Genomic DNA, 18,343 nt, shown 5'->3' with positions numbered 1-18,343 from the left:
CTACTCCGCCGGCCGCAGGTCGAGGCCGATGTCCAGGATCGGCGAGGAGTGGGTGAGGGCTCCGACGGCCAGGTAGTCGACGCCGGTGTCCGCGTAGGCCTTGGCGTTGCCGAGGGTCAGACGGCCCGACGCCTCCAGGGCGGCGCGGCCCTGGACGATGGCCACCGCCTCCTCGCACTCGCCCGGCGTGAAGTTGTCCAGGAGGATCAGGTCCGCTCCGGCGTCCAGGACCTCGCGGAGCTGGTGCAGGGTGTCGACCTCGACCTCGATGGGGATGTCGGGGAAGCGGTCGCGGACCGCCTGGAAGGCCTGGGCGACGCCGCCCGCGGCGACCACGTGGTTGTCCTTGACCAGGGCCGCGTCCGAGAGGGACATGCGGTGGTTGACGCCGCCGCCGCAGCGGACCGCGTACTTTTCGAGGCTGCGGAGGCCGGGGGTCGTCTTACGGGTGTCGCGGACCTTGGCCTTGGTGCCGTCGAGCGTGTCCGCCCACGCGCGCGTGGCCGTGGCGATGCCCGACAGGCGGCACAGGATGTTCAGCGCGCTGCGTTCGGCCGTGAGGAGGTCGCGGGTGCGGGTGGAGACGGAGAGGAGCTTCTGGCCCGCCTCCACGCGGTCGCCGTCCTCCGCGTGGCGTTCGATGGCCAGTTCTTCTTCGCAGACGACCGAGAGGACGGCTTCCGCGACCCGGAGGCCGGCCACGACTCCCGCTTCACGTGCGGTGAAGTCGGCGGTGGCCACCGCGTCCTCGGGGATCGTCGCCACCGTCGTCACGTCCACGCCGTGAGCCAGGTCCTCCTGGACGGCCACGTTGGCGATGTCCTCGATCTCGACCGGGTCGAGGCCGGCGTCGGCCAGGAGCTGGGCGAGTGCGGGGTCCAGGCCGCACTCCAGGTATGCCTCGTCGTCCGCGCCGCAGGCACAGCCGTCGCCGCAGCCTCCGGAGGAGGCGAGGGGAAGGTCGGGGGTGGTCACGTCGGTCACTGCTCCTGGGGGGCCTGGGAGGGGAGGGTCGAGGGGAAGTGTGTGGTGTCCGTGGTGTGCACGGCCAGCGAGCGGTCCGGGTTCAGGCGTACGACGATGTGGCGCCGCCAGCTGGTGTCGTCGCGCTCGGGGCGGTCCTCGCGCCAGTGGCAGCCCCGGGTCTCCTCGCGGAGCCGGGCGGCGGCGACCAGGACGCGGGCCACGCACAGGAGGTTGGTGGCCTCCCAGGTGTCGACGCCGGGCTCGGCGGTCTTGCCGTTCTCGGCGAGGGCGTCGCGGGCGTCGGTGTGCAGCCGCTGGAGCTGGTCGGCGGCCTTGGCAAGGGACCCGGCCGAGCGGAGCACGCCCGCGCCGTCGGTCATGATCCGCTGGATCGTGAAGCGGGCCTCCGCGGTGAGCAGGGGGTGCTCGGGGGTCTCCGGGTACGGGAGCGGCCGGGGCACGCGCGTGAGGAGGCCGTTCTCCGCGTGGCTCGCCGTGATGTCGGCCGCGATGCTCTCGGCGTAGACCAGGCCTTCGAGGAGGGAGTTGGAGGCCAGGCGGTTGGCGCCGTGCACGCCGGTGCAGGCGACCTCGCCGCACGCGTACAGGCCGGGGACGGTCGTACGGCCCCGGGAGTCGGTGCGCACGCCGCCGGAGGCGTAGTGGGCGGCCGGGGCGACCGGGATGGGGCTGGTGACCGGGTCGATGCCGTGGGCGCGGCAGGCGGCGAGGATCGTCGGGAAGCGGTTTTCCCACATCTCGGCGCCGAAATGCCGGGCGTCGAGGAACATGTGCTCGGCGTCCTGCTCCTGCATGCGGCGCGTGATGCCCTTGGCGACGATGTCCCGGGGGGCCAGTTCGGCGAGCTCGTGCCGGCCGAGCATGAAGCGCACGCCGTCGGCGTCGACCAGGTGGGCGCCCTCGCCCCGGACCGCCTCGGAGACCAGGGGCTGCTGGCCCTCCGCGTCCGGGCCCAGGAAGAGGACCGTGGGGTGGAACTGGACGAACTCCAGGTCGCTGACTTCCGCTCCGGCCCGGAGCGCGAGCGCCACGCCGTCGCCCGTCGAGACGGACGGGTTGGTGGTCGCGGAGAAGACCTGGCCCATGCCGCCGGTCGCGAGGACCACGGCGGGTGCGTGGACCGCGCCCACGCCGTCGTGCTGGCCCTCCCCCATGACGTGCAGGGTGACGCCCGCGGTGTGGCCCTCGGCGTCCGTGAGGAGGTCCAGGACGAGCGCGTTCTCGACCGTGCGCACGCCACGCGCGCGTACCGCGTCGACCAGGGCGCGGGAGATCTCGGCGCCGGTGGCGTCACCGCCCGCGTGGGCGATGCGGCGGCGGTGGTGGCCCCCCTCGCGGGTGAGTTCCAGTCCGCCCTCGGAGGACTCGTCGAACCGGGCGCCGGTCTCGATGAGGCGGCGTACGGCGTCGGGGCCCTCGGTGACGAGGATGCGGACGGCTTCCTCGTCGCACAGGCCCGCGCCCGCGACCAGGGTGTCGTCGAGGTGCTGTTCGGGGGTGTCGCCCTCGCCGAGGGCCGCGGCGATGCCGCCCTGGGCCCAGCGGGTGGAGCCGTCGTCGAGGCGGGCCTTGGTGACGACGACGGTCCGCAGGCCCGCGGCCTGGCAGCGCAGGGCCGCGGTCAGGCCGGCGACGCCGGAGCCGACGACGACCACGTCCGCGGTGATGGACCACCCGGGCGCCGGCGCGTGCAGTCGTATGCCTGTGCTGGTCACGAGGCGGCTCCGAAGGTGAGGGGGAGATTGTCGATCAGCCGGGTCGCCCCGACCCGGGCGGCCACGGCGAGGACCGCCTCGCCGGTGAAGTCGTGCCCGATCTCGGTGAAGTCGGACGGGTCGACCAGGGCGAGGTAGTCCAGGGACAGCGGCGGGTCGAGACGGGCGGCCTCGTCCAGGACCTGGCGGGCGGCGGCGCGGACGGCCGCCGGGCCGCCCGGGACCGCAGTCGCCACGGCGTGCGCGTCGGCCGCAGCGCGGGACTCGCCGATAGCGCTGAGCGCCTCGGCACGCGCGCGCGTGGCGGGCACTTCACGGGCCCGGGCCCGCAGCGCCTCCTGCGCGGCGTGCCGGTCCTGACCCGCGAACAGGGCACTGGACAGCGCGAGGGCGGTGCGCCGCTCGACGGGCGAGAGGTAGCGGTTGCGGCTGGACAGGGCCAGGCCGTCGTCCTCGCGGACGGTGGGGACACCGACGATCTCCACGCCGAAGTTCAGGTCCCGGACCATGCGGCGGATCAGAGCGAGCTGCTGGGCGTCCTTCTGGCCGTACAGGGCGACATCGGGGCGGGTCAGGTGCAGCAGCTTGGCGACGACCGTGAGCATGCCGTCGAAGTGGCCGGGGCGGGCGGAGCCCTCCAGGCGCTCGCCCATGGGGCCCGCGGTGATGCGGACCTGGGGCTCGCCACCGGGGTACACCTCGTCCACGGCGGGGGCGAACACGACGTCCGCCCCGGACTCCCCGGCGAGCTTGAGGTCGGCGTCCAGGGTGCGCGGATAGCGGTCGAGGTCCTCGCCCTGACCGAACTGCAGCGGGTTGACGAAGACGGTGACGACGACCTCGCCGTCCCGGCCCGCGATGCCGCGCGCGGTGCGGATCAGCGTGGCGTGGCCCTCGTGCAGGGCGCCCATGGTCATCACCACGGCGCGGCGGCCCGCCCGCACGCGTGCGTGCAGTTCGCCGGCGGTGCTCAGCAGGGTGGTGGTCATCGGGCGTCCCCTTCGGTGCCGTCGGTGCCGTCGGTCGCGTCGGCGAGTACCCCGAGGAGGTCCTCGGCGAGCTCCGGCTTCAGCAGGCCGTGGGCCAGGGCCCGGTCGGCGGTGGCGCGGGCCATCGCCAGATAGCCGGCGACGGTCTGCGGGGCGTGCCGGCGCAGCTCGGTGACGTGCGCCGCGACCGTGCCCGCGTCGCCGCGCGCGACCGGGCCGGTGAGGGCCGCGTCGCCGGAGCGCAGGGCGTTGTCCAGGGCCGCGCCGAGCAGCGGGCCGAGCATCCGGTCGGGGGCGGCGACCCCGGCCGCGCTCAGCAGCTCCAGGGACTGCGCGACCAGGGTGACCAGGTGGTTGGCGCCCAGGGCGAGCGCCGCGTGGTAGAGCGGCCGGTTCTCCTCGGCGATCCACTCCGGCTCGCCGCCCATCTCGATGACGAGGGCCTCGGCGGCCAGCCGCAGCTCCTCGGGCGCGGTGACGCCGAAGGAGCAGCCGGCCAGCCGCTGGACGTCCACGGGCGTGCCGGTGAAGGTCATCGCGGGGTGCAGGGCCAGCGGCAGGGCGCCCGCGCGCAGGGCGGGGTCGAGCACCCGGGCGCCGTAGCGCCCGGAGGTGTGGACGAGCAGCTGTCCCGGCCGTACGGACCCCGTGTCGGCGAGTCCGGCGACCAGGTCGGGCAGGGCGTCGTCCGGAACGGTCAGCAGGACCAGGTCGGACCGCTGGAGGACCTCGGCGGGCGGCAGCACGGGCACGTCGGGCAGCAGTTGCGCGGCACGGCGCCGGGAGGTGTCGGACACCGCGGAGACGGCGACCGGGCGGTGCCCGGCGAGCTGCAGGGCCGCTGCCAGTGCGGGTCCCACGCGGCCGGCGCCGACGACGCCGACGGCGAGCCGCGCGGGGCGGTCCTTGGGCTCTGGCTGTGGGGTTGTGTTCACTCGACGGCGGCCTTCCCGTTCCAGTCCGCTCCGGGTACCGGACGATTTCTCGTCATGTTAACGCGATCGGTTCGAGGGGTGTTCGGTCGTCCACAGGGTGTGCGGAAAATGCGGATGCTCGCACGCGCGTGCGCGGGGCAGGATCCGGGGCATGAGTGACACGGCGGAACGGGACGAGCAGGCGACCGGGCAGTGGTCGGACCAGGAGCGGCGCGCACGGCTCCGTGAGCGGCGGCTGGCCGCCCATCGCAAGGCACGGCGGGTGTTCGCGCGCTTCGGCTTCCACAAGACGCTCCGGGAGCGTCTGGCGGAGCTGGACGGGGCGGAGGGCCTGTACGACCTGGACGAGCTGTCCGACGTGTACGGCGACGGGGTCGTCGAGGCGCTGGAGACGAAGGTCGCCGGACTGCTCGGCACGGAGGCCGCCGCGTTCTTCCCGACGGGCACGATGGCCCAGCAGGTGGCCCTGCGCTGCTGGGCGGGCCGCACCGGCAACCCGACCGTCGCCCTGCACGCGCTCAGCCATCCCGAGGTGCACGAGCGGAACGCGTTCAGCGAGGTCGGCGGCCTGCGCCCGGTGCGTGTGACGGACGAGCCGCGGCTGCCCACCGCCGCCGAGGTGCGCGACTTCGAGGAGCCTTTCGGGGCGCTGATGCTGGAACTCCCCCTCAGAGACGCCGGTTTCGTGCTGCCGTCCTGGGAGGAGCTCACGGAGGTGGTGGAGGCCGCGCGGGAGCGGGACGCGGTGGTGCACTTCGACGGGGCCCGGCTGTGGGAGTCCACCGTCCACCTCGGCCGGTCCCTGGAGGAGATCGCGGGCCTGGCGGACAGCGTCTACGTGTCGTTCTACAAGTCCCTCGAGGGGTTCGGCGGCGCGGCGCTCGCCGGCCCGAAGGAGCTGGTGGAGGAGGCGAAGACCTGGCGGCACCGGTACGGCGGGCAGGTCTTCCAGCAGTTCCCCACGGCCCTGTCGGCGCTGGCCGGACTGGAGCGTGAGCTGCCCCGGCTGCCGGAGTACGTCGCCCACGCGCGCGTGGTCGCAGCCGCCCTGCGCGAAGGGTTCGCGGCGGCCGGGGTGCCGTGGGCGCGCGTGTACCCGGAGGTACCGCACACCCACGACTTCCAGGTCTGGCTGCCGTACGAGGCGGACGTCCTCATGGAGGCGTCGGTCCGGACGGCCGAGGAGACGGGCGTCTTCCTGTTCGCCGCCGCCTGGAGCCGGGGCGGTCCGGGCCTGGCCGGCACGGAGGTGTGCGTGCGCTCCCCCGGGCTGGAGTGGACCGCCGAGGACGTGAAGACGGCGGTCTCCGACTTCGTCGCCCGGCTGAGCGGCTGAGCGGCTGAGCGGCTGAGCGGCTGAGCGGCTGACCAGGGCGGATCAGTGTGTAGTACGGCGCCTCAAGGGCAGCCACCGGCCCAGGGCGCGCCGGATCCGCTGCCGTCCGCGGGCCGGGCGCCCGGCCAGGACCGCTCGGAACCGGCGTTCGTCGCGCCACTCGCGTACCACCTGCCGGTCGTGCGTGCCGGGCGCGGGCGGGGCGGGCTCGCCGAGCTGCTGGGCGCGGTAGACGTCGAGGAGGTGCTGCTGCGTGATGCTCATGGTGAATCGCCTTGGCTGGACGGGGTGATGGAGGTCCGAAGGCTCCGCGGCTGCCCCGGTGCTCCCACCCTGCGCCCGCGCCGGGGGCGACGTCGCGTCGATTGACGACGCCCGTCAATCGACGGGGGCGTTGTCAGTGGCGGAGTGCACCATGAAGGCATGAGCGTGCACATCGACATCACGGGGCTGCGGCCGGAGGAGATCGCCGTCGTGCCCTCCCCCTTGGCCGAGCTCGGCATGGCGCTGCACGCGCTGTCCGAGCCGGGGCACCACCCGGGTCTCCAGGGCTGGGTGACGGGCGTGTCCGCCCGGCTCGATCCGCATCTGGCCGACCGGATGTGCGAGGCCGACTTCCTGTGGCGGTCGACGTTCTCGGACCTGTTCATGCCCTTCGCCGGCGTCCCGGGCCGGAGCACACTCCCGGGCGGCACGCTCGCCGAGGAGCTGGACCTGCTCGACAAACTGTCGGACGAGCAGTTCGTGGACGCGGCACTGGAGTTCACCTGTGCCCTCGGGTACGGCTCCTGCGGGCCCACCGCGCTGTCCGACCCCGAGGTGCGCCGCCGCGCCCTGGACCTGGCCGCCGCACGCGGGCCCCAGCAGTTGCGGTTCAGCCGGCGGCTGCTGGCCGACCCGCCCTCGATCCGGGCCTGGCTGCGGCAGTTCCTCCAGGACTGCGACGAGGCGTTCTTCGCGGAGGCCTGGTCCCGGTTGCGCCATCAGCTCGCGGCGGACGCGCGGCTGAAGACGGACCTCTTCCGGCGCAAGGGCATGACCGAGGCCCTGGCCGCGGTGTCCCCGGCGATCACGCTCGACGAGGCGGCCGCCCGGATCACGGTCGACAAGCTGGGCGGGGACGACGGCACGTCCACCGGCGACGGCGGCCTGCTGCTCGTCCCGACGAGCCTGGGCTGGCCGCATCTGATGGTCCTGCACCGGTACGGCTGGCAGCCGGTGCTGCACTACCCGGTCGGCTCCCCCGAGCTCGCCGCCCCGCCCAATCTCGAACAGCTGGCCCTGCGCATGACCGCGCTGTCCCACCCCGTGCGGATGCGGATCTGCCGCAATCTGGCCCGCAGCGCGTACACCACGGGCGAGCTGGCGCAGGTGCACGGCATGACGGCCCCCGAGATATCCCGGCACCTGGCCGTGCTGAAGAAGGCGGGCCTGCTCACCACCCGCCGCCGCGGGCGCTACGTCCTGCACCAGCTGGATGTGACGGTGGTGGCCCGGCTCGGCAGCGAGTTCCTGGAGGGGATCCTCAGATAGAGGGGATCCCCGGACAGCCGACGGGAGCCGGCCGGTCGCCGCTCGGCTCAGCCGTGCCCGCCGGCCCGTACCAGCCCCGTCTCGTAGGCCAGCACCACGACCTGCACCCGGTCCCTGAGGCCCAGCTTGGTCAGGATGCGGCCCACGTGCGTCTTCACGGTCGCCTCGGACAGCACGAGCCGGGCCGCGATCTCGCCGTTGGACAGGCCCTGTGCGACCAGCACCATGACCTCGCGCTCGCGGCCGGTGAGCCGCTCCAGCTCCTGGTGCTGGGGCTCCTTCGCGGTGCCCGGCAGCATCGGTGCGAAGCGGTCCAGGAGCCGTCGGGTGGTGGAGGGCGCGACGACCGCGTCCCCGCTGTGCACGGAGCGGATCGCGGCGAGCAGCTCACCGGGCGGCACGTCCTTGAGCATGAAGCCGGAGGCGCCCGCCTTCAGCCCGGAGAAGGCGTACTCGTCGAGGTCGAAGGTGGTCAGGATGAGCACCTTCGGCGGGTCGGTGTCGGCGCAGATCCGGCGGGTCGTCTCCACACCGTCGAGCTTCGGCATGCGGACGTCCATCAGCACCACGTCGACCTCGGTCGACCGCAGCACCTGGAGGGCCTCGACCCCGTCGCCCGCCTCCGCCACGACCTCCATGTCCGGCTGGGCGGCGAGCACCATCCGGAACCCGGTGCGCAGCAGCACCTGGTCGTCGACGAGCATCACGCGGATCGTCATCGGGGCCTCTTCCAAGTCTCTTTTACGGTGGGAGCGTTACGGGTGGGAGCGTTACAGGTGTCAGCGCGGGGCGTGTGCCGGCGTCAGTTGGCGGGTTTGAGCGGCAGCAGGGCGCTGATGCGGAATCCTCCGCCGGGGCGCGGTCCGGCGTCCAGGGTGCCGCCGACCATGCCGATCCGCTCGCGCATGCCGATGAGCCCGTGGCCCTGGCCGTCGAAACCGCCCTCCTCGTACAGCTCGTGCGGGGCGCCCTTGCCGTCGTCCTCGACGAGCAGGCCGAGGCCGTCGTCGAAGTACACCAGCCGCACGCTCGCGCCCGCGTTGGGCCCGCCGTGCTTGCGGGTGTTGGTGAGCGCCTCCTGCACGATGCGGTACGCCGTGAGCTCGACGCCGCTGGGCAGCGGACGGGGGGTGCCCTCGACCTTGAAGTCGACGGGCAGTCCGGAAGTGCGGCACTGCTCGACGAGGTCCTCGATCTGCTGGACGTCGGGCTGCGGCACGTACTCGCCGGCCTCCTGGTGCTCCCCGGTGCGCAGCACGCCGAGCAGGCGGCGCATCTCGGCGAGGGCCTGGCGGCCGGTGGAGGAGATGGTCTCCAGGGCCTTCTTCGCCTGGTCGGGAGCCGCGTCGAGGACGTAGGCGGCGCCGTCGGCCTGGACCACCATCACCGAGACGTTGTGCGCGACGACGTCGTGCAACTCGCGGGCGATCCGGGCGCGTTCGGCGGCGACGGCGACCTTGGACTGGGCCTCGCGCTCCTTCTCCAGGCGGGTGGCCCGCTCCTCCAGTTGCGCGAAGTAGGCGCGGCGGGTGCGGATGGAGTCGCCGAGCACCCAGGCGAGGGCGAAGGGCACGGTCATGAAGACCGTCAGGGCGATGTTGCCCGCGACGTTCGTCGTCTGGTCGCTCGGCCAGCGCAGGTGGGCCACGGGGGCCGCGCACAGGCCGGCGCCCAGCGCGAAGCGGGAGGCCCAGCGCGCACCCTCCACCGCGACGGTGTAGACGATCACCAGCATGGCGAAGTCGGCGGGCCCCATCTCGACGTCGGTGATCAGCTGGGCCACACCGACCCCGGCCGCGAGCAGCAGCATCTTCTCCGGCATCCGGCGGCGCAGCGCGACCACCAGGCAGAGCAGCAGCGTGATCGGGACGGCGGCGGCCACGGGACCGTATCCGCCCGCCACTCCGCCGACCATGGAAATCCCGAGGAGGACCACGGCCCAGGAGGCGTCGACCCACATCGGATGCCTGCGGAGGAAGTCATAGAGGCGCTGCACGTAACCCAGCGTAGGGAAGCGCGATAGGTGCAGGGGTCAACCGGAGGACCGATCCGCACCGGGCGCACGTACTCCGCAAGGTGGAGTTGCGTTCGTTGTGTGCCCTTAGCCTGGCCCGGTGACACCAGGTACGGGAGCCGAGGGCCACGAGTGGCGTGGGTGGCGGGCGGCGGTGCGGGAGGCGTTGTACGGGACGGGGGGCTTCTACCGGCGGGAGGAGGGGCCGGCCGGGCACTTCCGCACGTCCGTGCACGCGTCGCCGCTGTTCGCCGGGGCCGTGGCGCGGCTGCTGTGCCGGGTCGACGAGGCGCTGGGGCGGCCCGCGGCGCTGGACTTCGTCGACATGGCGGCCGGGCGGGGCGAGCTGGCCGGCGGGGTGCTCGCCGCGCTCCCGGCCGAGGTGGCGGCCCGCACGCGCGCGTACGCCGTCGAGATCGCCGGGCGGCCCGCAGGGCTCGATCACCGGATCGAGTGGCTGGCCGCGCCCCCGGAAGGGACGACCGGGCTGCTGTTCGCCAACGAGTGGCTGGACAACGTGCCGGTGGAGGTCGCGGAGGTGGACTCCGCGGGCACGGCCCGGCTGGTGCTGGTCCGGGAGGACGGGAGCGAGCGGCTCGGGGAGCCGGTCGACGGGGATCAGGCGCGGTGGCTGCGGCGGTGGTGGCCGCTGGCCGGCGAGGCGGGGCTGCGGGCCGAGATCGGCCTGACCAGGGACGAGGCCTGGGCCTCGGCGGTCGCCACGCTCGACCGGGGGCTCGCCGTCGCCGTGGACTACGCGCACACGGCGGACGCGCGGCCGCCGTTCGGGACGCTCACCGGGTTCCGGGAGGGCCGCGAGACCACGGCCGTACCGGACGGCTCCTGCGACATCACCGCCCATGTCGCGCTCGACGCGTGCGCGCTGCCCGGCGGGCGGCTCCTCCCCCAGCGTGAGGCGCTGCACGCCCTGGGCGTGACCGGCGCACGCCCTCCGCTCACGCTCGCGTCCACCGACCCCGCCGCCTACGTCCGGGCCCTGGCCAGCGCCGGGGAGGCCGCCGAGCTCACGGCGGCGGGAGGGCTGGGCGACTTCGGGTGGCTGGTGCAGCCGGTCGGCGTCCCCGACGTGCTGCGTGTGTGAGGCCTACTTGTCGATGTCCCCGACCACGAAGAACATCGACCCCAGGATCGCCACCATGTCCGCGACCAGCGTCCCCGGCAGCAGCTCCGTCAGCGCCTGGATGTTGTTGTACGAGGCCGAGCGCAGCTTCAGCCGGTACGGGGTCTTCTCGCCCTTGCTGACCAGGTAGTAGCCGTTGATGCCGAGGGGGTTCTCGGTCCAGGCGTAGGTGTGGCCCTCGGGTGCCTTCAGGACCTTCGGGAGCCGCTGGTTGACCGGCCCGGGCGGCAGCTCGGCGAGCCGGTCGAGGCAGGCGTCGGCCAGGTCGAGCGCGTTGTGCGTCTGCTCCAGGAGGCACTCGAAGCGGGCCAGGCAGTCGCCCTCCTGCCGGGTCACCACCTTCAGGACGTCGCCCAGCTCGCCGTAGGCCAGGTACGGCTCGTCCCGGCGCAGGTCGAAGTCGACGCCCGAGCCGCGCCCGATCGGCCCGCTGACCCCGTACGCGTGCACGGCCTCGGGCGTGAGCCTGCCGACGCCCCGGGTGCGGCCCCGGAAGATCTCGTTGCCGAGCACCAGGTCGTCGAACCGGTCCATACGCGAGCGCACGTCCGCTACGGCGGCACGCGCGCGCGTGGTCCACCCGGCCGGCAGGTCCTCCTTGAGGCCGCCGACGCGGTTGAACATGTAGTGCATCCGCCCGCCGGAGACCTCCTCCATGACGTGCTGGAGCTCCTCGCGCTCCCGGAAGGCGTAGAAGATCGGGGTGATCCCGCCGAGCTCCAGCGGATACGAGCCGAGGAACATCAGGTGGTTGAGCACCCGGTTCAGCTCGGCGAGCAGCGTGCGCAGCCACACCGCGCGCTCGGGGACCTCCATGCCGAGCATCCGCTCCACGGCGAGGACCACGCCCAGCTCGTTGGAGAACGCCGACAGCCAGTCGTGGCGGTTGGCCAGCATGATGATCTGGCGGTAGTCGCGCGCCTCGAACAGCTTCTCGGCGCCGCGGTGCATATAGCCGATCACCGGCTCCGCGTGCATGATGCGCTCGCCGTCCAGGACCAGCTTCAGCCGCAGCACGCCGTGCGTGGAGGGATGCTGGGGTCCGATGTTGAGCACCATGTCGGTGCTCTCCGCGGCGCCGCCGATTCCGACCATGGTCTCCGTCGTAGGAGTCATGGACACAGTCTCTCCTACGTACGCTGGCCTCATGGATACGGGGAGTGCGCGGGAGGCGGAGCCGACGGCGTCCGTCGAGGGCACGGCGGGGGCGATCGAGGACGGGCCGGTGTGGATCGCGCTGCCGCCCGGGCTGCTGAAGATGCGACGGTTGCTGCTGGTGGTGTGGCTGGGGCTGCTCGCCCTGGCCGCCGGGCTGCTGCCGGGCCTGCTGGCCGGGCCCGCCTGGGCCGTCTTCGCGGTGCTGCCGCTGGCGCTGATGGCCTGGGGCTGGGTGATGATCGACCGCAACTGGCGTTCCTGGCGGTACGCCGAGCGCGCCGACGACCTGCTGATCAGCCGGGGCGTGCTGTGGCGCGAGGAGACGGTCGTGCCGTACGGGCGGATGCAGCTGGTCGAGGTGACCTCCGGGCCCGTCGAGCGGCACTTCGGGCTGGCCAGCGTGCAACTGCACACGGCCGCAGCGGCCACCGACGCCACCATCCCCGGCCTGGACCCGGCCGAGGCGGAACGGCTGCGCGACCGGCTCACCGAGCTGGGCGAGGCCCGATCGGCGGGGCTGTGACGACGCCCGAGAGCGCCGAGACCGGCCGGGGCACAGAGGCCGGCGGGGCCGCAGGGGCCACCGAGACCACCGGGGGCGCCGGGACCACCGAGCTCGCCAAGCCCGCCATGACCCTCGAACCCGCCGGCGCCCTGGCCGAGCGGCGGCTGCATCCCGTCACCCCGCTGCGGCGGGCCTGGGCGCCGGTCGCCGTGCTCATAGGCTGGGCCGTGCACGACCCCGACGGCGCGCAGCGCCAGCTGACCCGGCTGACGACGACCACGCTGCTGATCGCCCTCGCCGTGATCGTCCCGGCCGCCGCCCTCTACGGCTTCTGCTCCTGGTGGTTCACGCACTTCGCGGTGACCGACACCGAACTGCGCATCCGCACCGGCCTGGTGTTCCGGCGCACCGCGCACATCCGGCTGGAGCGGATCCAGGCCATCGACATCACGCAGCCGCTGCTCGCCCGGGTCGCGGGCGTCGCCAAGCTGAAACTCGACGTCATAGGGACCGACAAGAAGGACGAACTGGCCTTCCTGGGCGCGGACGAGGCACGGACGCTGCGGGCCGAACTGCTCGCCCGGGCGGCCGGTTTCGCGCCCGAGACCGCGCACGAGGTCGGTGAGGCGCCGTCCCGGCAGCTGCTGCGGGTGCCGCCCGGTGTCCTCGCCGTGTCGCTGGTGCTGACGGGCGCGACCTGGGGGTCGCTGGCCGCGGCGCTCGTCGTTCCGCCGGTGCTGTGGCTGGTCACCCACAGCCTGTGGACAGTTCTCGCGGTCGCCCTGCCGTTGCTGGGCGCGGCGGGCGCGAGCAGCGTGGGGCGGTTCGTCGGCGAGTACGACTGGACGGTGGGCGAGTCGCCCGACGGGCTGCGCATCGACCACGGCCTGCTGGACCGGGCCCACGAGACGGTGCCGCCGGGGCGGGTGCAGACCGTGCGGATCGTGGAGCCGCTGCTGTGGCGGCGGCGCGGCTGGGTGCGCGTGGAGCTCGATGTGGCGGGCTCGTCCAACTCCGTGCTGGTGCCGGTCGCTCCGCGCGAGCTCGCGGAGACCGTCGTGGCGCTGGTGCTGCCCGGGGTGACCGTGCCGGAGAGCGCGGCCCTGTCGCCGTCGCCGCGCCGCGCCCGGTGGTGCGTGCCGGTGTGGTGGCGGGGGTACGGACTCGCCGTCACCGACGCGGTGTTCGCGGCGCGGTCCGGGCTGCTGGCGCGGAGTCTGGCGCTGGTGCCGCACGCCAAGGTGCAGAGCGTACGGATGACGCAGGGGCCCTGGGAGCGGGCCCGGGGCGTGGCCGACGTGTGTGTGGACACCGGCGCGAACAAGGTGGTGCGGGCGCGGCTGCGGGACGCGGACGAGGCACGTGAGTTGCTGGCCCGGCAGGCGGAGCGGTCCCGGACCGGGCGCAGGGACGCGCTGCCGGACCGCTGGATGGCGTGACCGGCCGGGAACCGTAAGGCGCGGGCTTCAGGAAACCGCGCTGCGCAGCCCCTGCACGTCGATCTGTTCCGTCTCGTCGTGCGCGGTCAGGTCGATGACCTGGCCGATCCCGCGCGACTCCTCGTCCGCGGGCTTGTACCGGGCCTCGGCCTCGGCCTTGTGCAGAGCGAGGGCCTCCTGGCCGACGACGTCGGCCAGGTCCTCGTTCTGCACGGCCTCCAGGGCGGCGCGGGACGTCTCCCGCTTCGCGCCGAAGAAGTCGAACCCGCCCTCGGTCACCGGGCGCCGCACCGGCGTCTGCGGTGCGACGGCCACCGCGGTCGGCACCGTGTAGTGACCTGAGGAGGCAGACTGCGGGAGCCGCTCGGTCTCGGCCGTGGCGGACGTGCCGGCGGCCGCGCGCTCGTGCCCGTCCACCGCCTCGGACTGGCCCTGCGGCTCGTCCTCGTGCGACGGCTCCCGCAGGTCCGGCTGTTCGTCCTTCCCCTCCTGCGCGGGCTCGTCCTCGTCGTCCTCGGGGGCGCCGTCGCCGTCGCCGTCCGGGCCGCCGTCCGGGTCCGGGGCCGCGTCGCCGTCGAACCGGGCGAGCGCTGCCGCCGCGCGCAGGAACAGCCGGGAGCCCTCCGGCGAGAAGACGGCGGGAACCGCCGGCTCCTCCTCGACGGTGAGGGCCTCGGCCTCCGCCGTGGGTGCCCCTTCCGTCTCCGCTGAAGCGTCCGCCGTCTTCGCCGCCCCCGCGGTCAGCGCGGCCCGCACCGGAACCGTCGCCTCGATCTCGAGCACCCGGCGTTCCTCCAGGACGCTCGCGCGCTCGGTCTCGGCCGTGGCGTACCGGCGCAGCAGCGCGGCGTGTTCGTTGCGCAGCCCGGCCAGTTCCGTGCGCTTGGCGCGCAGCCGCTGCTCGAGCTTCACGCGCAGCTCGCGGGACTCCTCGAGGTCGCCCTCCAGTTCGGCGACGCGCTCCTCGAAGCGCCACTCGTCGCTCGCGCGCCCGCGTGTGAGGTCGGCGACGCGCTTGCCCGCCTGGCTGTCCCAGCGGCGCAGCACGACCGCGCCGACGACCGCCGTCGCCGCGGCTGCCGCGGCCAGACCGCGGAGCGCCATCGGATCCGTGAACACCCAGGGCCCCAGGGCGCAGACGAGGGAGACGCCTGCGATCGCCGACGGGGGGAGCAGCCTGTGCAGGGGCGGGGAATGGCGGTGTCGTCCACGTGGCATGGCCAGAAACTTACCGCGCGTAGGCGAATCATGGTGAGCCACCCCGCAAAACAAAGCCATACCGAAGTGTTCACACCGCATCAGAACTCGGCACGGAGCGGAATCTGCCCTTCAATCAATTCTCAAGATCATTCCCAGCGATCCGCGAACGGCCGTCCAGCCGCCCGCTGATCCACTCCAGCGTGGCCGGAATCTCGCGCCGCCAGGTGTTGAAGTTGTGCCCGCCGCTTTCCAGGACGATCGACGAGATACGCGTCCGCCCGGTGTTCTTCACCCGCTCGATGAACCGCAGCGTGTCCTTGTAGTTGGACTCGCCCGCCTTGCTGCTGGTGACCAGCAGAGACGTATCGGGAGCGGGCCTGTGCTTCAGGTACCACCACAGGTCGGCGCGATTCCGCAGCCCCTTGTCGCCCTGGAAGAGATCACCTGTCGTGGCGTCGATCGGCGCCTTGTAGTACGCGGAGAGACCGGCCCCCGCGGCGTACACATCGGGATGGTGCATGGCGATCTTCAACGCGCAGTAGCCGCCCGTGGAGTTGCCGATGATGCCCAGCCGGCCCGGCTTTTCGGCCACCCTGAAGTGCGAACGCAACGCGTCGGGCAGATCCCTGGCGAAGAACGACTCGGTCTGCGGCCCGCCCGGGATGTCCACGCACTCCGTGTCCCGTGGCGGCGCCACCGTCGGCCGCAGCATCACGAGGATCGTCGGCCGCATCCGGCCGGCCCTGGCCAGTTCCAGGGCCGTACGCGGGTAGTGGAGCTTCTCCACCAGCGCCGACGCCGTGCCCGGGTAGCCGGTCAGCACCACGGCCGCGGGGAACGAACGGGTGCGGTACCGCGGCTGGAAGTACTCCGGCGGCAGATAGACGTACGCGGGGGTGGCGATACGGGTCGTCCGGCCCACGATGCCGACCTCCTGGATCCGGCCGCCGGCCCGGGGCTGCGCGCCGCCCGCCCCCGGCACCCGCCGCGAGGCGACCACCTCCAGCGGGCCGTCGCCCCGCGCGTGGTCGACGACCACACCCTGGTCCTTCTCCTGCCCGAACAGGTCCGCCCAGCTCGCGTAGAACCCGAAGGCCTGGTTGGCGGCGAGACCCACCGCCGCGAACAGCGCCAACTGCGTGGCCAGCAGCAGGCCGACGCGCCCGCCCACCGCCCGCCAGCCGCGCCGGGCCAGCCGTGGCCACAGCCAGACCGTGCCGGCGAACAGCAGCACGGCCGACAGCACCGCCAGCAGCAGCACGTTGTTGCTCGTGAGACCCATGGGTTGGTTACCTGTCCGCGCTCTCCGTCCGGCCGCCCCCTCGGCCACACCTTCGCGAGGGCTTGTCCCGGACTTTCCTTGGCCTTTGAAACGGCTTTGACGTGGGGAGTGAACCTCTCCCCCCGAGACACCGTCCTAGAGGGCGCAATGTCGCCGGATGCCCGAATCGGTACCGGATCCAAGGTCTCTCGCAGAACTATGGGATGCGATGTCTGTCAGGACAGATGAGGAAATGTCGGTCGAGGTTCCGAGTCGCAGAAGCGACGCGGCTTCCCCGGGCCGGGTGAACCGGCTGCGCCGGCAGCTGCGCGGACCGCGCCCCGAGGCCGTCCCCGTCCTGGTCGGCAGAGCGTGCGCCCTCGTGGGTGTCCTGGACATCGCCGCGGGCGTGTTCCCGCGCTTCCGCCACAGCCGCATGCACGCCATCGCCGAGGTACTGCCCGGCGCGCTCGGCCCCTTCGCGGCGGCCCTGTCGCTCAGCACCGGCGTGCTGTTGCTGCTGCTCGCCCACGGCCTCAAGCGCGGCAAGCGCCGGGCCTGGCGCGCGGCCGTCGCCCTGCTGCCCGCCGGTGCCGTCGCGCAGTTCACGTACCGGCACTCGCTCGTGGGCGTACTCATCTCCCTGGCACTGCTGGCGCCGCTGCTGCGTCACCGCGACCAGTTCGACGCCCTGCCCGACCCGCGCAGCCGCTGGCGGGCGCTCGCCAACTTCGTGCTCATGAGCGCCGGTTCGCTGACGCTCGGCCTGCTCATCGTCAGCGTCCACTCCGAGCGCATCATCGGCGACCCGAGCCTGGCCGACCGCATCACCCACGTCATCTACGGCCTGTTCGGCTTCGAAGGTCCCGTCGACTACCAGGGCAACACCTCCTGGACGGTGGCCTTCTCGCTCGGCGCCCTGGGCCTGCTCACCGCCGTCACCACCATCTACCTGGCCTTCCGCCCCGAACACCCGGCCGCCCGGCTCACCGAGGAGGACGAGGCCCGGCTGCGCGCCCTGCTGGAGCGGCACGGCCACCGCGACTCCCTCGGCCACTTCGCGCTCCGCCGCGACAAGGCCGTCGTCTTCTCCCCCAGCGGCAAGGCGGCCGTGACCTACCGCGTGGTCTCCGGCGTGATGCTCGCCAGCGGCGACCCGATCGGCGACGTCGAGGCCTGGCCCGGCGCCATCGAACAGTTCATGGACGAGGCCAAGGCCCACTCCTGGACCCCCGCCGTCATGGGCTGCTCCGAGACCGGCGGCGAGGTGTGGACCCGCGAGACCGGGCTCGACGCCCTCGAACTGGGCGACGAGGCGGTGGTGGACGTCAAGGATTTCTCACTCGCCGGCCGCGCGATGCGCAACGTGCGCCAGATGGTCAAGCGCATCGAGCGCGCCGGTTACGAAACCCGGGTACGACGTGTCCGTGACCTCGGCGAGGCCGAGCTGGAGCGCATCCGCCGCGCCGCCGACGACTGGCGCGGCACCGACACCGAACGCGGCTTCTCCATGGCCCTGGGCCGCATCGGCGACCCCGCCGACGGCGACTGCCTCATCGCCACCGCCCACAAACAGGACGACCACCCCGGCCCCTACGGCGACCTCAAGGCGATCCTGCACTTCGTGCCCTGGGGCACCGACGGCGCCTCCCTGGACCTCATGCGCCGCGACCGCTCCGCCGACCCCGGCATGAACGAACTGCTCATCGTGGCCGCCCTCCAGGCCGCCCCCAAGTTCGGCATCGACCGCGTCTCCCTCAACTTCGCCATGTTCCGCGCGGCACTGGCACGCGGCGAGAAGATCGGCGCCGGCCCGGTACTGCGCGCCTGGCGCGGACTGCTGGTCTTCCTCTCCCGCTGGTTCCAGATCGAGTCCCTGTACAAGTTCAACGCCAAGTTCCGGCCACGCTGGGAGCCCCGCTTCGTCGTCTACCGCGCCTCCGCCGACCTGCCTCGCATCGGATTCGCCGCCATGCAGGCCGAGGGCTTCGTCGACCTCGCCCTCCCCCTGCCGCGCTTCCTGCGCCGCCGCGGCCCGGCGGGCCGCCGGCCCTGCCCCCACGGCACGACGACCGAACGCAACGTCCGGGCGGCATGACCGAGCCCCCCACACGGGGCCGTCACTTGGGC

Annotated in this window: 16 protein-coding genes; 6 read left to right on the top strand and 10 right to left on the bottom strand. The window is 73.3% G+C overall.

Annotated features, from left to right (window positions below; all coding sequences use genetic code 11):
- Genes nadC through OHU35_RS24190 form a run of 4 tightly spaced genes read right to left on the bottom strand, consistent with a single transcriptional unit; the run spans position 1 to position 4,626 of the window.
- Positions 1–975, bottom strand: a complete 975-nt coding sequence (nadC, locus tag OHU35_RS24205; protein WP_189725875.1) for a carboxylating nicotinate-nucleotide diphosphorylase — start codon at positions 973–975, stop codon at positions 1–3.
- A gap of 5 nt (positions 976–980) precedes the next feature.
- Positions 981–2,702, bottom strand: coding sequence for an L-aspartate oxidase (locus tag OHU35_RS24200; RefSeq protein WP_405506825.1), 1,722 nt, complete (start codon positions 2,700–2,702; stop codon positions 981–983).
- Positions 2,699–3,691, bottom strand: coding sequence for a pantoate--beta-alanine ligase (gene panC, locus OHU35_RS24195; RefSeq protein WP_233878639.1), 993 nt, complete (start codon positions 3,689–3,691; stop codon positions 2,699–2,701). The genes OHU35_RS24200 and panC overlap by 4 nt, the downstream gene beginning before the upstream one ends.
- On the bottom strand, positions 3,688–4,626 hold the full coding sequence (locus OHU35_RS24190) for a Rossmann-like and DUF2520 domain-containing protein (RefSeq protein WP_405506823.1): 939 nt from the start codon (positions 4,624–4,626) through the stop codon (positions 3,688–3,690). The genes panC and OHU35_RS24190 overlap by 4 nt, the downstream gene beginning before the upstream one ends.
- Positions 4,627–4,777: 151 nt before the next feature.
- Between OHU35_RS24190 and OHU35_RS24185 the strand changes: the two genes are divergently transcribed.
- Positions 4,778–5,962 carry a threonine aldolase family protein gene (locus tag OHU35_RS24185; RefSeq protein ID WP_405506821.1) on the top strand — a complete coding sequence of 395 codons (1,185 nt, stop codon included), beginning with the start codon at positions 4,778–4,780 and terminating at the stop codon, positions 5,960–5,962.
- Between the two features lie 42 nt (positions 5,963–6,004).
- Here OHU35_RS24185 and OHU35_RS24180 read toward each other — a convergent pair whose 3' ends face one another.
- Entirely contained in the window at positions 6,005–6,226 is a 222-nt protein-coding gene (locus OHU35_RS24180; RefSeq protein ID WP_405506820.1) for a hypothetical protein, read from the bottom strand.
- Between the two features lie 159 nt (positions 6,227–6,385).
- Here OHU35_RS24180 and OHU35_RS24175 point away from each other — a divergent pair, with 159 nt between their 5' ends.
- Positions 6,386–7,495: a DUF5937 family protein gene (locus OHU35_RS24175; RefSeq protein ID WP_405506818.1), complete on the top strand. Its 1,110-nt coding sequence runs from the start codon at positions 6,386–6,388 to the stop codon at positions 7,493–7,495.
- Positions 7,496–7,542: 47 nt separating this feature from the next.
- On the opposite strand, the gene OHU35_RS24170 is transcribed toward OHU35_RS24175, so the two are convergent.
- Together OHU35_RS24170 and OHU35_RS24165 are read right to left on the bottom strand one after the other, a co-directional pair.
- Complete coding sequence (locus OHU35_RS24170) at positions 7,543–8,214, bottom strand: response regulator transcription factor (RefSeq protein ID WP_189725868.1); 672 nt, start codon at positions 8,212–8,214, stop codon at positions 7,543–7,545.
- 83 nt (positions 8,215–8,297) lie between these two features.
- Complete coding sequence (locus OHU35_RS24165) at positions 8,298–9,491, bottom strand: sensor histidine kinase (protein ID WP_189725867.1); 1,194 nt, start codon at positions 9,489–9,491, stop codon at positions 8,298–8,300.
- Between the two features lie 118 nt (positions 9,492–9,609).
- Between OHU35_RS24165 and OHU35_RS24160 the strand changes: the two genes are divergently transcribed.
- Positions 9,610–10,611, top strand: a complete 1,002-nt coding sequence (locus OHU35_RS24160; protein ID WP_189725866.1) for an SAM-dependent methyltransferase — start codon at positions 9,610–9,612, stop codon at positions 10,609–10,611.
- 3 nt (positions 10,612–10,614) lie between these two features.
- Here OHU35_RS24160 and OHU35_RS24155 read toward each other — a convergent pair whose 3' ends face one another.
- Entirely contained in the window at positions 10,615–11,766 is a 1,152-nt protein-coding gene (locus OHU35_RS24155) for an NADH-quinone oxidoreductase subunit D (RefSeq protein WP_189725865.1), read from the bottom strand.
- 31 nt (positions 11,767–11,797) lie between these two features.
- On the opposite strand from OHU35_RS24155, the gene OHU35_RS24150 reads away from it, so the two are divergent.
- A complete protein-coding gene (locus OHU35_RS24150) occupies positions 11,798–12,331 on the top strand; it encodes a PH domain-containing protein (RefSeq protein ID WP_405506815.1) in 534 nt (177 codons plus the stop codon).
- 107 nt (positions 12,332–12,438) lie between these two features.
- The gene (locus tag OHU35_RS24145; RefSeq protein ID WP_405509315.1) at positions 12,439–13,752 is read left to right on the top strand and encodes a PH domain-containing protein; all 1,314 of its coding nucleotides are present in this window, start codon (positions 12,439–12,441) and stop codon (positions 13,750–13,752) included.
- Positions 13,753–13,779: 27 nt separating this feature from the next.
- Here the strand turns inward: OHU35_RS24145 and OHU35_RS24140 are convergent, their stop codons facing one another.
- Together OHU35_RS24140 and OHU35_RS24135 are read right to left on the bottom strand one after the other, a co-directional pair.
- Complete coding sequence (locus OHU35_RS24140) at positions 13,780–14,970, bottom strand: hypothetical protein (RefSeq protein ID WP_359890452.1); 1,191 nt, start codon at positions 14,968–14,970, stop codon at positions 13,780–13,782.
- Between the two features lie 115 nt (positions 14,971–15,085).
- Positions 15,086–16,234 (bottom strand): alpha/beta hydrolase-fold protein, encoded by a 1,149-nt coding sequence (locus OHU35_RS24135; RefSeq protein WP_359890453.1) that lies wholly within the window; start codon positions 16,232–16,234, stop codon positions 15,086–15,088.
- A 232-nt stretch (positions 16,235–16,466) separates the two neighbouring features.
- Between OHU35_RS24135 and OHU35_RS24130 the strand changes: the two genes are divergently transcribed.
- On the top strand, positions 16,467–18,311 hold the full coding sequence (locus OHU35_RS24130) for a phosphatidylglycerol lysyltransferase domain-containing protein (RefSeq protein ID WP_405506814.1): 1,845 nt from the start codon (positions 16,467–16,469) through the stop codon (positions 18,309–18,311).
- The last annotated feature ends 32 nt before the right edge of the window (positions 18,312–18,343 follow it).

This window comes from Streptomyces purpurascens (assembly GCF_045040895.1).
GTDB lineage: Bacteria > Actinomycetota > Actinomycetes > Streptomycetales > Streptomycetaceae > Streptomyces > Streptomyces purpurascens.
This window is presented reverse-complemented; position numbering and strand designations above follow the sequence as displayed.